The 15,132-nt window shown below is 32.8% G+C and carries 12 protein-coding genes; 6 read left to right on the top strand and 6 right to left on the bottom strand.

Translation table 11 applies throughout. The annotated features are described in order from the left end of the window. Positions 1–26 precede the first annotated feature (26 nt). The 5 genes from N534_RS0109015 to N534_RS0108995 form a co-directional block, all read right to left on the bottom strand. Entirely contained in the window at positions 27–2,495 is a 2,469-nt protein-coding gene (locus tag N534_RS0109015) for a TonB-dependent receptor (protein WP_028892176.1), read from the bottom strand. Positions 2,496–2,649: 154 nt separating this feature from the next. Then, positions 2,650–4,068, bottom strand: coding sequence for a hypothetical protein (locus N534_RS0109010; protein ID WP_028892175.1), 1,419 nt, complete (start codon positions 4,066–4,068; stop codon positions 2,650–2,652). Further along, positions 4,068–5,012 carry an alpha/beta fold hydrolase gene (locus N534_RS0109005; RefSeq protein WP_028892174.1) on the bottom strand — a complete coding sequence of 315 codons (945 nt, stop codon included), beginning with the start codon at positions 5,010–5,012 and terminating at the stop codon, positions 4,068–4,070. The genes N534_RS0109010 and N534_RS0109005 overlap by 1 nt, the downstream gene beginning before the upstream one ends. A gap of 3 nt (positions 5,013–5,015) precedes the next feature. Beyond that, positions 5,016–6,518, bottom strand: coding sequence for a class I adenylate-forming enzyme family protein (locus tag N534_RS0109000; protein ID WP_028892173.1), 1,503 nt, complete (start codon positions 6,516–6,518; stop codon positions 5,016–5,018). Continuing rightward, positions 6,493–8,001: a sodium/pantothenate symporter gene (locus tag N534_RS0108995; protein WP_028892172.1), complete on the bottom strand. Its 1,509-nt coding sequence runs from the start codon at positions 7,999–8,001 to the stop codon at positions 6,493–6,495. The genes N534_RS0109000 and N534_RS0108995 overlap by 26 nt, the downstream gene beginning before the upstream one ends. A gap of 231 nt (positions 8,002–8,232) precedes the next feature. On the opposite strand from N534_RS0108995, the gene N534_RS0108990 reads away from it, so the two are divergent. From N534_RS0108990 to bioA, 3 genes are read left to right on the top strand one after another with little or no spacing between them, the layout of a single operon-like run. After that, positions 8,233–9,363 carry a pyridoxal phosphate-dependent aminotransferase family protein gene (locus tag N534_RS0108990; protein WP_028892171.1) on the top strand — a complete coding sequence of 377 codons (1,131 nt, stop codon included), beginning with the start codon at positions 8,233–8,235 and terminating at the stop codon, positions 9,361–9,363. Next, a complete protein-coding gene (gene bioD / locus N534_RS0108985; RefSeq protein WP_028892170.1) occupies positions 9,360–9,974 on the top strand; it encodes a dethiobiotin synthase in 615 nt (204 codons plus the stop codon). The genes N534_RS0108990 and bioD overlap by 4 nt, the downstream gene beginning before the upstream one ends. After that, a complete protein-coding gene (bioA, locus tag N534_RS0108980; protein WP_028892169.1) occupies positions 9,971–11,236 on the top strand; it encodes an adenosylmethionine--8-amino-7-oxononanoate transaminase in 1,266 nt (421 codons plus the stop codon). Before bioD ends, bioA begins: the two co-directional genes overlap by 4 nt. Here the strand turns inward: bioA and N534_RS0108975 are convergent. After that, positions 11,222–11,659 (bottom strand): cytochrome c oxidase assembly factor Coa1 family protein, encoded by a 438-nt coding sequence (locus N534_RS0108975; protein ID WP_028892168.1) that lies wholly within the window; start codon positions 11,657–11,659, stop codon positions 11,222–11,224. The two genes, bioA and N534_RS0108975, sit on opposite strands and share 15 nt — an antisense overlap. Before the next feature lie 88 nt (positions 11,660–11,747). Here N534_RS0108975 and N534_RS0108970 point away from each other — a divergent pair, with 88 nt between their 5' ends. The 3 genes from N534_RS0108970 (at position 11,748) to N534_RS0108960 (ending at position 15,078) form a co-directional block, all read left to right on the top strand. Further along, on the top strand, positions 11,748–12,905 hold the full coding sequence (locus N534_RS0108970) for a beta-ketoacyl synthase N-terminal-like domain-containing protein (RefSeq protein WP_028892167.1): 1,158 nt from the start codon (positions 11,748–11,750) through the stop codon (positions 12,903–12,905). A 157-nt stretch (positions 12,906–13,062) separates the two neighbouring features. After that, positions 13,063–13,635 (top strand): hypothetical protein, encoded by a 573-nt coding sequence (locus N534_RS0108965; protein ID WP_028892166.1) that lies wholly within the window; start codon positions 13,063–13,065, stop codon positions 13,633–13,635. A 9-nt stretch (positions 13,636–13,644) separates the two neighbouring features. After that, positions 13,645–15,078, top strand: coding sequence for a flotillin family protein (locus N534_RS0108960; RefSeq protein WP_051435885.1), 1,434 nt, complete (start codon positions 13,645–13,647; stop codon positions 15,076–15,078). Positions 15,079–15,132 lie beyond the last annotated feature (54 nt).

The raw sequence follows: 15,132 nt of genomic DNA, 5'->3' as shown, positions 1-15,132 counted from the left end.
ACTTTATAAGCTTAACGGATTAGACTTTAATTTTTCTTAAATGCGTTAAAGTTATATTTAAGCTCGAATGAAACTAACCTTCCAACCTCTGGAGAAGCTACAAATTCTCTTATACTTGCATCGAAAATATTAGTAACATTCATACCAACAGATATATTATCATTTAAATTATACCCTAAATTAGCATCTACAGTAAACCCACCTAAAGGACCATAATTCCATGTTCTTCCTACACGTGTATTTTCAACAATTTCATTTACTCCATCTCCATCTAAATCTTGCGTTTTAGCAGCAACATTGATTCCTGAAAAGAAGTCGTAATCTTGCACCCAACGTCCGAAAAGAGCCCCATAAAACTTCTTCCCTCCATAATGTAACCCCAGACTAAATTTATTTTCTGGTGTATTAATAGGTAATTCGCTTTCTAAAACAACCCCGTCTAAATTACCATCATTATTCATATCGTTTTTATCTAAACTACGTCCGAAATATGAATAGTTTAAAGATGTTCTTATCGCATCTGTAAAATAGTAGTTCAATCCAAGATCAAATCCGTAAGTATCTACATTTCCAAAATTGCTATACGTTAATAAAAGAGGTGATGCACTAGCCCCTGCCGAAACCTCATCAATAGGTCTATCTCCAATATGAGTAACATAATTACCATTAGCTGCATCAACTATATTTAACAAAGGGCTTATGAAGTTTTCTGACATATTGTAATATGCACTTGCATCAATATAAAACTTATCTGTAAGTTTTCCTTTATAACCAAACTCAAAAGAGTTGATAGTTTCTACTTCTAACTTATCAATTTTAGTTCCGTCTGTTAACGTAAACCCTTCTCCATTTCCTAACACTAACCCACCAAATAAATTTCCTTGTAAGTTTAATATTGATGGCACCGCCATACCTCTACCATAGGTTAACCTGAATGTACCTTCACCAATTGTTTTAGTAACTGCTGCCTTTGGCAAGAAATTAGTTCCATATAAATCATGATTATCAGCTCTTATTCCTGCTAAAAAGTTCCATCCTGATTCTAATTTATACTCAAACTGACCATACACTCCTTTTTGAGCAATATCAATTGAACCATCTTGATCTAACAAATAAGTACCTTTAGAATCTGCCATATCTAACTGATATTGCGCTCCTGCGGTTATATAAAACTCTCCCCAATTATTGTTATACTGCGCCTCTGCATTGAATCTTTCTGATGCATCTTTAAAAAGCGCTCCTCTTGGAACTGCTATACCATAAGCAGGAATCCACTGCTCATAAAGTGCACGACTCCATGCTTCTTCTTCTGAAAAACCATTTTCAATAAACGACACATAGTTTTGTGTACGCTGGTTAATTGCATAGGTTTCATCTGTTTTACTCCATGTATAATATGCATTTGCAAAAAAGTTTTTAGACACGTATTTTAATTGAGCGATATCTAAAGTCCAATCTTTAATTTGGTTACGACCAGCGTTGGTTACCGCTAAATTGGTATTGTTACTATGTCCATAATATGCTGTAATTTCAGAACTACTTGTAGGCTTGTAGTATAACGAAGCCCCATATTTTAATGCATTAAAATCACGATCTAAGTTTTTCTCGCCATATGCTTTCGTTCCTACATACACACTATCTACATAATTAAACTCTGTACCTTGTGTACTTTCTAAATGAATTTTATATGCAAACTTATCACTTAACACTTGCGCATGACGTAATCTACCTGTAACTACATTTTGATCTCCAGCACCAACCGCTATTGTAGTTCCTTCTGAAGTTCTTGGGTTTTTAGTTATTGTACTTACCAAACCGTTATGAGCATTTGGCCCATACAATGTTCCGTTTGGCCCTAATAAAATCTCTACACGTTCAACATCATCTTTTGTAACTGTTGAAAACGACCCATAAGGTAACCCTGTTGCAATTAACATAGAAACTCTATCGTCAGTCATTTGTAAATTCTTTGAGTTGAATGCTGAGTTAAAACCACGTATATTAATTCCAGTTCCTAAAACACCACTACGAACAAAATCAACTCCCTTTTGTCTTGCTGCTAATTCACCTATATTAAAACTTGGGAAATCCTGAATATCTTTTGCCGTAATAACATTAACTGTTGCTGGTACTTCAGTAATTTTTTGTGGCTTTTTATTTGCTGTTAGTATAACCTCATCTAAAACACTACTTGCTTCTTTTAAAGAGATGTTTAGTTGTGTTTTCTTTCCATTTTGAACAGCTACTGTTTTGGTTAAACTTTCAAAACCTACAAATGAGACAAGCACATTATAAGTTCCTTCTTTAATATTTTCAATTGCAAATTTCCCATCAAAATCAGCATCTATCCCCTTATCTATACTTTTAATATATACTGTAGCCCCCGCTAAAGGCACTCCATTTGTATCTGTAATCACCCCTTGAATACCTCCTGTACCTTGTGCACTTAGAGTTAAAGAACTAATTAAGACTAAAAAGAAAAATAGTTTTTTCATAATTTTAGATTGTTATTAAGTTTGTTTCACTCGCAATCTATCGGGAAATGAAAAATAAACTATTTAAAAAACAAAAACTATAAAGTGTGACTTTTAATTGTTTTATTTTTTTTAATACAAAAAAACTATATAAAACACAGTATTCAAAAGAAACCTATTCAATATGAGACTTTAATTTCAAAAAAGCCTCTGGAAGATTATCTGACAACTTATTTATTACCTTGAACATCAACTGTTTTTGATTTATTGTTGGTGTTATACCCTTTAAAGGTTCTTTTATCTCTTCTAATAAACGGTTTGAATTAATCTTACCTTCCATATATCTTGAAAGTGAAATGCTCCAAGAAATATTAGGCACATAATTACTTTTTTTCTGACGCTCATTTTCTTTTTCTATCAAATTAAATTTAGAAGCCAACTTTAACACTTCGTCATATTTTTCTTCTGTGACTAACACATTAATATACGAGGTAAAGAAATGATGCCAACGATGTTTTAACACCTCATTTTTATGTTTTCGTAAAAAAGTTTTTGCCGTTGCTTCGGCTATTTTATGTTTATGAAGTTCTGATAATACTCTTACCTTATACGAACAATACCCTATTTTTTGATGGTAATTATGAATTTCTTTATAAAGTCCATCATACTTTTCAAGTAAAGAAAATGCCTCTTCGGGTTTGTTATTCCGTAATAAAATAGCTACCAAATTATTTAAATACATCAAGGTATCATTATTATTCTGCCTAATTGAAAGATACCCGTAAAACTCCGCCTCATCAAACTCATTTTGTTTAGAGTGTAACAAAACTCGACTCGCATAGTAGTTAGAAAGTAAGCGTCTAGAATACATTATACCCTGACTAAAATATGCATCAATTTGATCGAAAAGTAACTTTAACTTATCATTCTCATTATAATTTGTATACATAAAAGCTAGCAAAACAAATGCTTGGTAACGATTTTTACCATCGATAGACTCATCTTTAAACACTTGTAACAACCAATCTTCTAGATGTTTTGTTTCATTATTATTTAAGGTATATTGATTGGTAATTTCGGTAGTTGCCTCATACAGTTTTTCATGTATTTCTTTTGCCTTCAAATAGTTAACCTCATACTCCTTAATAAAGTTAGCCACAATTTCATGATCATTATAACGCATTCGTACTAACAAATACGATTTGTATTCTTTAGCTAAATTATATAGACTTTGAAAATTATGTTCAATGGTTTTGTAAGAGATTATATAGTGAAGAAATTCTTTTTCTTCTTGCGAAGTAATAGCATCAGTTAAAATTTTCTTTTTTAACGACATTAACCAATCTATCGTAACATCAACATCTATACTGGTTAATTTTTTCTGAGTCCAGTCTTTTATATACGAGTATTTTCGTTTATCTATAGAAGTATCAAAGTCTGTAAAACCATTTTTAGACAATGCATTTTTGATAATAAGATCACTTATTACGCATTTCTCTTTTCCTTTAAATTGATATACTGTTTGAAGATATTTTGCCTCGTTTGGCAAAATAGTTTTACTAAACTCTGTAAATTTTTTAAGCTTCGTTTTCATTAATCACTTTCTACAAATTCTTGTATGAGCAAGTTAACTTTTTTAGGCTTTTCAAACTGAGCAAAATGCCCACAATTTTCTATATATTTTACAGTAGCATTTTTAATTTTATCTTTTGCTACATTTGCTACATCTTGAATCGTTAATGTTGGGTGTAAATACCTATTTGGAATTAACATGTCTTTGTCTCCAAAAACAACTAAGGTTTTTTGAGATATCTTCTCTAAATTGACATATACAGGATCATCCAACATTCCGAATACACTTTTTACAATAGCGTTACAATGAGCATCAAAATCGGACGCTTGTTTAATTCGAATACGATCTTCAATCATTTTTGACACCTCGGTTGGTTGTTCAAAAAAGTTAAGTGCATAATTTTTTGCAATCTGTTCATTTGTTGTGTTCTTTACAACCTCAGCAGTATATACACTTTTAAGAATATTCCCTTGATCTTTAGTAAACTTCTCCAATCCTGCAGGAGCTATCAGTACTAATTTTTGCACTACTTCTGGATGTTGCAATGCAAGTTTCATACTGGCTTGACCTCCCATAGAATGCCCAACTAAAACCACATTTTTCAATCTTTTCTTTTTGATAAATTTAAACACAACATCAGCAAAGAAAGTAGGCGTATAAGCTTCTTCTAACTTTGAAGATTTTCCATGACCTGGTAAATCAATAGCCACACAGGTATAATTCTCTTTTAGAGTTTCTATATTTTTAAACCAAGCATCAGCATTACTACTTAAGCCATGTAAAAAAAGTAAGGTCTTAGCTCCCTTTCCTTCTTTTAGATATGTAATATTTATGTCGTCAATTTTTACACATCTAGTTTTAAACTCATAGTCTGAAAGCATTTCTTTCATTGTTTTTTTTGTGCTTTGTGCAAATGCAATGGCATTTATCAATGTAAAAATTAACACTAAACTTATCTGTTTCATCTTTTATGTTTTAATCGAATTAAAATAGCGCAACAAATCTTTTCTCGATACTTTTCCTACACTCGTTAAAGGTATTTCATCTAAAAAGAATATATATTTTGGATGCTTATAGGGAACTAATGTTTCTTTTAATTCTGCTCTTACATCTTCAACTGTAATATCTTTATCTTCAACTGTTATGAAAGCCACCCCTATTTCTCCCCATTTTTCATCTTTCATACTTAACACTACTGCTTTTTTAATTCCTTTAAGTGTTTCTAAATGCGCTTCTATTTCTTGTGGATAAATGTTTTCTCCTCCAGATATATACATGTCATTTTTTCTTCCTTTCATATACAAATAACCGTCTTCATCCATATACACAAAATCACCTGTATACAGCCATCCTTTTTTAATTGTATTGTTAGTTTTAACAGAGTTATTCCAATACCCTGGAGTTACGATATTACCTCTTATACATAATTCTCCTACTTCATTAGGCTTTACCTCCTCTCCTTCTCTATTTACTATTTTGGTTTCCAAATAGAAATTAGGCTTCCCAATTGAGTTAGGTTTTAACACTGCCATTTTATGATGAAGTGATGTTATACTAGGGCCTGCTTCTGTTAAACCATACCCTGGACGTATATATATGTTTTTTTCTTTCTTCCAATATGACACCAGTTCAGGCGGTACTTTTTCTCCACCAGAAATAATATAACGCAACTCTTGAAGGCCTATTTTTTTAAAAACAGATGTTTTTTGCATCATTAACAGCATTGTTGGAAGCGCCATAAACAATGTCGTTTCATTTAACTCTAACAAACACAACACCTTTTCTGCATCAAACTTTTCTAGCATTCCTATATGCCCTCCTTTATGTAATAATGGAGTAACAAAAACATTCCACCCTGATGTATGGTAAGGTGGCAAAGTATTTAATGTAGAGTCTCTAAATGTAATACCTAACTGCATGGAAGTATTCAAACTATTCCAAAATAACATTTTATTAGTATACAGCACTCCTTTCGGGTTTCCTGTAGTTCCTGAAGTATAGAATATAAATAGCGGATTCTCTTCCTTTATCGTATAATCTTTTCTTACAACTTCAACCGCTTTGTTTTTATAGAAATATTTCACATCATTCATTAACAATACAGAAGTACTCCCTAATTCTAACCCTTCAAACTTCTCAATAAAACCCTTACTGTAAACAAATAATTTCGGCGTACAATCGTCTACTAATCTTTGTAATTCACTTACCGAGAAGCGATAATTTAGAGGTACCAAAATACCCCCCATTCTTTGACAAGCTACAAAAAGAACGATGTACTCTAAACCGTGCTCTGCTAAAACAGCAACCCTATCCCCTTCTTCTAACCCATTTTTAGTGAACTTAGCTACTAATCTATCCGCATAGATATCTAAATCACTGTACGTATAATTTTCATGAGTATCATAAGAAGTAAGCGCTACTTTATTAGGCGTGTAATCTGCCCACTTAGCTATCCAGTTTAACGTGCTCATTTGTTTTTTTAGCGTCTAATTTATAAAATATATACCCCACTACAAGTGATGCAACTATACCAAAAGCAGCAGAAACCCCTGGGTTGTTAACAGGCTCTTGCATGTAAGGTGTAAGCCTACCATAATAAATACCAAAATGCACTACAATGGCAGTAATACTCGCTATAAAAACTGACCTTACTGACACATTTTTCAAAAAAGTTCCAAACAATACAGGTACAAATGCTGCTGCAAAATAAGCATACACTCCATTTTGCGCGAAGATTGCCACACTCACATCTGGATTTTTAATCTGCTCCCAACTCAATAAAAAGCTTACGATAGCTAAAATGACAATTACTATTTTATTTACTGCAATTGTATTTTCACCTATCTTATCTTTAAAAATAGGCTCAAGTATATCTGAAGTAATTGTGATTGACAACGATTGTATTAAACTTTCCAACGTAGAAAGTCCTGCTGAAATAAGCCCCACAACTATAATTAGACCCACCCCAACAGAAAACTTAGCTACTACATACGTTGGTATAATTTCATCCATTTTTAATACCCTTCCATCAACTGTTAAATCTGGGAAACTTATTCTTGCATATAAGCCTACAATAACTACCAAAAAGAATACAATCATAAACACAATTCCACTAAACAAGTAATTGTTAATTTTTTTAGCATCTTTTAGCAACAGTGATTTGGTAATAATATGCGGCTGACAAACAATCGCCACTCCAATAATTATCTGCGTGACAATTATTTCAAAATAATCTCTAAATAAAAAACTTGATGGATTTGTCAGCTTCGTTAAATTAGGATCAATGCTTGATAATTTATTCATAAAACCACCAAATCCTCCTTTAAAAAATTCGAAGCCTGAGCCTAGTAAAATCAACGCAACTATAAACATTATAATAGCTTGAATAGTATTTGTATATACCATAGAATTCGCTCCTCCAAACATCATATATCCAAAAACAAATGCAACGATTCCCATCAACACATAAAAAGGATCTACATTTAATGCTTTAGAGATAACCTGTGTGAGCCCTACATTAATTAAAACGATAAACGTGATGAGTAACAGTGCTATAATTCCGAAGAAAAAAGCATAGTTTTTACTTTCGTAACGCTTCCCAATCCACTGCGCCATAGTCGTTGCCTTTACAGCACTACCATACTTTGCAAACCCTTTTGTAAAAACAATTAAAGAAATAAATGCAGCAATTGGTAAAACTACAGCGAAAGAAATCACCCCTGAAATACCATAAAGTGAAATAAAACCTGGGTTAATAATAAAAGTTGCAGCACTTGTCATAGAAGCCGCTAATGACAAGCCTACCACCCAAGCAGGAAAACCTATATTTCCGACAGCGTAATCTTTTATATTTGTATTCTTTCGCGCACCACGTACTACGAAATATAAAATTACAGCAGCATAAACTGCTAACAAAACATACATGTAAGTTACTAACTTTTCTGACGCTATCATAAATTATAAGATCTGTTAAAAAACAAATAAAAAAACTTTAGAACATTATAGTTGATAAATTTAACCTTATTTAAGTGAGACTTTATTAAAAAAAACAAAATATTAATCCTTTTCCTTTTTAAAACAAAAGTAATTAAGAGTGAGACTTTATTAAACTAATACTTTCACTCTTATATTAAGTTTTCTAATTAAATAGTCTCAATATAAAAAGTACTTCTTTATTTTTACACTATGCAATTTCCTAAGAAACTACAGCAAAAAATTTCACAACGAGTAGCACAAAACTCTCTAAGAAAACTTGGTAAAGAAAACTCGCTTATCGATTTTTCTTCAAACGATTACTTAGGGTTTGCTAAATCTGAAGTTATTTTTAATAAAACACATCAATTTTTAGTTGATAATAATAGTAAAGTTAATGGCGCAACAGGTTCTCGCCTACTTTCAGGAAATCACAAGCTTTACACCAAAGTTGAAAAACAACTAGCAAAACTTCATAATTCTGAAACAGCTTTAGTTTTTAATTCTGGTTACGACGCCAACATCGGTTTTTTTGCTTCAGTACCTCAACGCGGTGATATCATTTTATATGATGAGTTTATTCACGCATCCATACGAGACGGCATACAACTATCCAATGCGAAATCGTTTAAGTTTAAGCATAACGATTTAACTCATCTTGAAGAGCTACTAAAACGAGTTCATCAGAATGACTTAGAAGTTTATGTGATTACCGAATCTGTTTTTTCTATGGACGGAGATTCTCCTGACTTGATAGCAATATCACAACTAATCAACAAACAAACCAACACACATTTAGTTATAGATGAAGCGCATGCCTTAGGCGTTTTTAGCTTTGGATTAATTCAAAAACTGCAATTAGAAAATGTCGTTTTCGCTCGAATTATCACTTTTGGAAAAGGTTTAGGATGTCATGGAGCAGCTATTTTAGGAAGTGAACAATTACAACAATACCTTGTAAATTTTGCCCGTAGTTTTATTTATACTACTGGTTTGTCTCCTCATGCTTTAGCTACCATAAAGATTGCTTACGAAGAATTAACTTTTAGTAACTCCCTAGAGAAACTACAAGAAAATATTCAACATTTCATTTCAGAATCAAACAGACTACAATTAAGTTTTATTGAAAGTTCTTCTGCCATACATTGTTGTGTTATTTCAGGAAATGAACGCGTAAAAAACATTGCCTTACAATTACAAAAAAGCGGTTTTGAAGTAAAACCCATTTTATCACCTACCGTTCCTTTAAATCAAGAACGTTTACGTTTTTGTTTACACGCATATAATTCTAAAGAAGAAATTACCGATGTTTTAGAGAAGCTTGCTACTTTTGTAACATCATGAAACAACAAAAATATTTTATTACAGGAATTTCAACAGAAGTAGGTAAAACTGTGGCTTCTGCAATCATAACAGAAGCTTTAGAAGCTGATTACTGGAAACCTATTCAGTCGGGAGATTTAGAATATTCTGACACTCATAAAGTTGAAAAGCTCATTTCAAATTCAAAAACTGTTTTTCACTCCAACTCATACGCCTTACAAACACCAATGAGTCCGCATGCTTCTGCAGAAATTGATGGAGTTACCATTGAAATTGATAACATAAAAGAACCTTCAACAAAAAACCATTTAGTCATTGAAGGTGCAGGTGGACTATTAGTTCCTTTGAATGATAAAAACACATTATTGGATGTTATAAAACCAGATTATAAAGTAATTGTTGTTTCTCGTCATTATTTAGGAAGCATTAATCACACTTTACTAACAGTTAACTTACTGAAAGAAAAAGGCTTTGATGTTGCTTTGGTTTTTTCTGGAAACGAACACAAAACCACCGAAGATATTATCAAAAAAATGACTACGGTTCCTGTAATTGGACGTATTGAAGAAGAACCTTATTTTGATAAAAATGTGATTAAAGAATACGCCGATAAATTCAAAGAAAATTTATGACTTTAACCGAAAGAGATAAAAAACATTTGTGGCACCCGCTAAAACAACACCAAACACACCCTGATAGTTTAGGAATTGTAAAAGCAAAAGGCTGCATACTAACCGACGAGCATGGTAACGAGTATATCGATGCTATTTCCTCTTGGTACACCTGCATGTTTGGGCACTGTAATGATTTTATTACAAATCGTGTTTACCAACAAATGCAAACCTTAGATCAGATTATGTTTAGCGATTTCACCCATGAACCTGCGGTAAAATTATCAGAAGAATTGATTAAAATTCTTCCTAAAAATCAAAATAGAATCTTTTTTAATGATAATGGTTCTACTGCGGTAGAAGCTGGTATTAAAATGGCTTTGCAATACTATTTTAATAAGGGTGAAAAACGTACAACATTCATTGCTTTTGAAGATGGATTTCATGGTGATACATTTGGAGCTATGTCTGTTTCTGGTTTATCTGTGTATAATGGACCTTTTGAAGATTTTTTGATGGATATTCAACGAATTCCTGTTCCTAATGGAGAAAACAATGAGGCTATTGCACAAAAATTACAACAGATTATTTCAGAGCACAATGTTGCTGGATTCATTTATGAACCTTTAGTTCAAGGAGCTGCTGGAATGAAAATTCATAAGGCCGAGGATCTAAACAACATCTTGGAGGTTTGCAAAATCAATAATATTCTTACCATCGCAGATGAAGTAATGACTGGCTTTGGAAAAACAGGTAACAATTTTGCTTCTGATGAAATTACTACAAAACCAGATATTATATGTTTAAGTAAAGCACTGACAGCTGGTTTAGTTCCTATGTCAATTACTTCTTGTACTGAAGAAATTTACACTGCTTTTTTAGACAATGATATTTCCAAAGGTTTTTTTCATTGTCATACTTATTCTGCGAATCCAATAGCATGTAGTGCTGCACTAGCGAGTATTGAGCTATTGAAAACTCAAGAAATCCAAGACAATATTCAGTTTATTGAAGAGTCTAATAAAACTTTTGCGAAAAAAATAGAAAGTCATCAAAAAGTAAATTCAACAAGAGGTAAAGGCGTTATTTTAGCTATTGATTTAAACACCAATTCTGGTCGTTATGGAACGTTGCGTGACCAGCTTTTAAAATCTTTTATGAATGAAGGAGTTTTTTTACGACCATTAGGAAACACCATTTACATTCAACCTCCCTATGTTATCACAAAGGAACAGCTTAACAAAATATATACAACTATAGAAAAGGTTCTAGATAGTCTCTAGAGCTTTTTCCTTTTCTAATAAGTTAATTTCTTCTTGAGTTTCTTTAATGTGAACGTATAAATCTTCATAAATCCATTCACCATCGACTTTAATACCTCTAACAATTAAAGTACCTTCTGCTTTATCACCTCTTATCGGAATGGAAAAATCTACATTTCCATCGTCGTTAGTAAGAGAAATATTTCCAGAGGGAATTCCGTATTGTTCAATCGGTTCTCCTAAATTCTCTATAACCAATTTGTTTTTAGATGCTTGTTCAATAGCATATTCAACAGGGGTTGAATTTGTCATTATTTTTGACACTCCAAAAAATGCCGCTCCTACACCTAAAACAATTAATAAAATAAACCCTAAACATCCTGTTAATGGTATAAACCACAACCAGTTTCTTCCAAACCAACTTTTTTGTCTTTGTTCGCTCATAACTTTAATAATTTTATACCAAGATAAATATTTTTATTTTCTTTAGAATACTTGATTTTACCTTTATTTTTGCTGAAATTTTATCGTGTTGAAAGAACTCATCTCAATAACATCATTTGCTTCTGTTTCTGCCTTAGGAAGTACTCCTGAGAAAATTTGGGAGCACTATCTAAATAATCAACATTTTTTAAGTTTTAAAGACTTTGAAGATTCCAAAGCATGGGTAGCACAATTACCTGATGAAGATAAACATGCTATTGAAGATGTTAGAAACTCTGACAATAAATACAAAAATTTAGATCCGTCTGTTTTGTACACCCTTTTTGTTGCTAGAAAAGCAATGGAACAAACAGATTGGAAAGCTTCCGATAACTTCGGAATCAACATCGGTTCCTCTCGTGGTGCAACTTCCTTGTTTGAAAAATACCACAAGGAGTTTTTAAAAACGGGAAAATCATCTACTTTGAGCTCTCCTACAACTACTTTAGGAAATATTTCATCTTGGATTGCACATGATTTACAAACTAATGGTCCTGAAATTTCACATTCTATAACTTGCTCAACTGGACTACATTCTTTATTAAACGGTGTTGCTTGGTTACAATCAGGAATGTCAGAAAAATTTATGATTGGTGCTAGTGAAGCTTCACTAACTGATTTTACTATTGCCCAAATGCAGGCATTAAAAGTATATTCCAAAGAAAAAAATGGCTACCCCTGTAAGGCTTTTGACCTAAACAAAACCAAAAACACTATGGTTTTGGGTGAAGCTGCTTCTGTTTTTTGTTTAGAAAAAGGGAATAAAGAAAATGCTTTGGCTTTTATTGAAGGAGTTGGATATGCTACAGAAGTTTTAAAACACAACACTTCTGTTACTACCGATGCTGAATGTTTTCAAAAATCAATGAAAATGGCATTAGGAACAATTTCTCCTGATGAAATAGACGCTATCGTAATGCATGCTCCAGGAACCATTAAAGGAGATCAATCAGAAATTAATGCGATTCAAAAAGTATTTTGTAACAAAACTCCTTTTTTAACTACTAATAAATGGAAACTTGGTCATACTTTCGGTGCTTCAGGTTTATTAAGCTTAGAATTGGCTATGTTCATGTTACAACATCAACAAGTAATTGAAGTTCCGTTTGCTCAACCTCAAAAACACCCAAAAAAGCTATCAAAAATATTAGTAAATGCTGTTGGTTTTGGAGGAAATGCTGTTTCCGTTTTAATCGCTGGGCGATAGTCAAGGATTTAATTATCTGAAGCTTACCACAAAGCACTTAGAATAGTTTTCTTTGAGTACCTTGTGGACTTCCCCCTAGATAGTTGATTAACAAAATAAAAATTGTCGATTTCAGGCAATTTGTATACTTTTAGTAACTCATTTAAATAATTGCTTTATGATGGAATGGTTTTCTGAATTAACCTCTTTTCAACAAGTTTATTGGGGAATAGCAGGTGTTTTTACACTAATTTTTGTCTTTGTACTAATTGGTAGCTTTATAGGTGCCGATACTGATGATATTGGTGACATTGATACTGAAATAGACGCCGATACAGGTGCCGGATTCCAGTTTTTCACCTTTAAAAACATGGTTGCTTTTTTCACCATTTTTGGTTGGAGTGGTATTGCCAGTATGGATGCTGGTAATTCAAACACAATCACACTACTTATTTCTGTTTTCTGCGGGTTGATTATGATGACTATCATGGCAACCTTATTCTACTATATTAGTAAACTAACAGATAGTGGTACTTTACAAATGAAAAATGCATTAAACCAAATTGGTGAAGTGTATTTAACCGTAGGAGCTAATCGCTCTAAAATGGGAAAAGTACATATAAAAGTACAAAACTCACTTCGTGAACTTGATGCCTTAACAGATAATGATGCCGATTTAACACAAGGTATGGTTATAAAAGTAATCGAAGTTACCTCTAACGGAATATTAATTGTTGAATCTCAAAAATAAAAATTGACTATGTTAAAACTTACATTATTACAAATTGATGGTTTTGGTTTTGCAGGCCCTATAGGACTTGTTATTGCCATTCTATTTATTTTCATTTTACTCGTTACTTTAATAAAACGCTACAAAAGATGTCCTTCCGACAGAATTTTAGTAGTGTATGGTAAAGTTGGTGGCGGACAATCAGCGAAATGTATTCATGGTGGTGCTGCATTTATCTTTCCTGTAATTCAAGATTATGAGTTTTTAGACTTAACACCAATTTCTATCGAAGTAAACTTGGTAAATGCACTTTCTAAACAAAATATTCGTGTAAACGTGCCTTCACGTTTTACCATTGGGGTTTCTACCGAACCTGGAGTAATGCAAAATGCTGCCGAACGTTTACTTGGTTTAGCAATGAACGATGTTCAAGAATTAGCCAAAGAAATTATTTTTGGACAATTACGTTTAGTCGTTGCTTCTATGGATATTGAAGAAATTAACTCTGATAGAGATAAGTTCTTAACCAACATTTCACAAAGTGTTGAATCGGAATTAAAAAAGGTTGGTTTAAAATTAATCAACGTAAATATTACCGATATTGTTGACGAATCAGGATATATTGAGGCATTAGGTAAAGAAGCTGCTGCGCATGCAATCAACGCTGCACGTAAATCAGTTGCTGAAAAAAATAGAGACGGTTCTATTGGTGAAGCAAATGCAGTACAAGATGAAAGAACTCAAGTTGCTGCTGCTAATGCAAAAGCTGTAGATGGTGAAAACACCGCAAAAATTGCTGTTGCAAACTCTGACTCATTACGTCGTCAAAGAGAGGCTGAGGCAGAAAGAGTGGCTATTGCTTCTGAAAAAGTGCAATCAGCAAAAGCTTTAGAAGAATCGTATGCTGCCGAGAAAGAAGCTGAAATTGCCAGAGCTGAAAGAGAACGTTCTTCACAAATGGCAGATGTAATCGTTCCTGCTGAGATTGATAAACGAAAAGTAGAAATTGATGCAGAGGCAGAAGCTGAAAGAATTCGTAGAAAAGCAAAAGGTGAGGCAGATGCTATCTTATTCAAAGCACAAGCAGAAGCTCAAGGTTTATACGAAGTATTAACCAAACAAGCAGCTGGTTTAGATCAAATCGTAAAAGCTGCTGGTAACGATTCACAAAACGCAGCCTTATTATTAATTGCTGATAAATTACCTGAATTGGTAAAGTTACAATCAGAAGCTATTAAAAACATTAAGATTGATAAAGTTACTGTTTGGGAAAATGGAGGAGGAAAAGATGGAAAAACCTCAACATCTAACTTTATTTCAGGAATGTACAATGCAGTACCGCCACTGCAAGAAATGTTCAATATGGCAGGTATGCAATTACCCGATTATTTAAAAGGAAAGGAACTTCCGAATGGTGACGGAAAAGTTGTCGATCAAGACGATTCTCCTTCCGAAGAAAAATAAGACTCATAAAATTCCGCTTTCGAAGCGGAATTTTTTATTTTTACCACCACAAAC

It is taken from the genome of Tenacibaculum sp. 47A_GOM-205m, from assembly GCF_000518405.1.
Classification (GTDB): domain Bacteria; phylum Bacteroidota; class Bacteroidia; order Flavobacteriales; family Flavobacteriaceae; genus Polaribacter; species Polaribacter lutimaris.
Note: the sequence above shows the minus strand (reverse complement) of the source record. Positions and strands in the feature narration are given on the sequence as shown.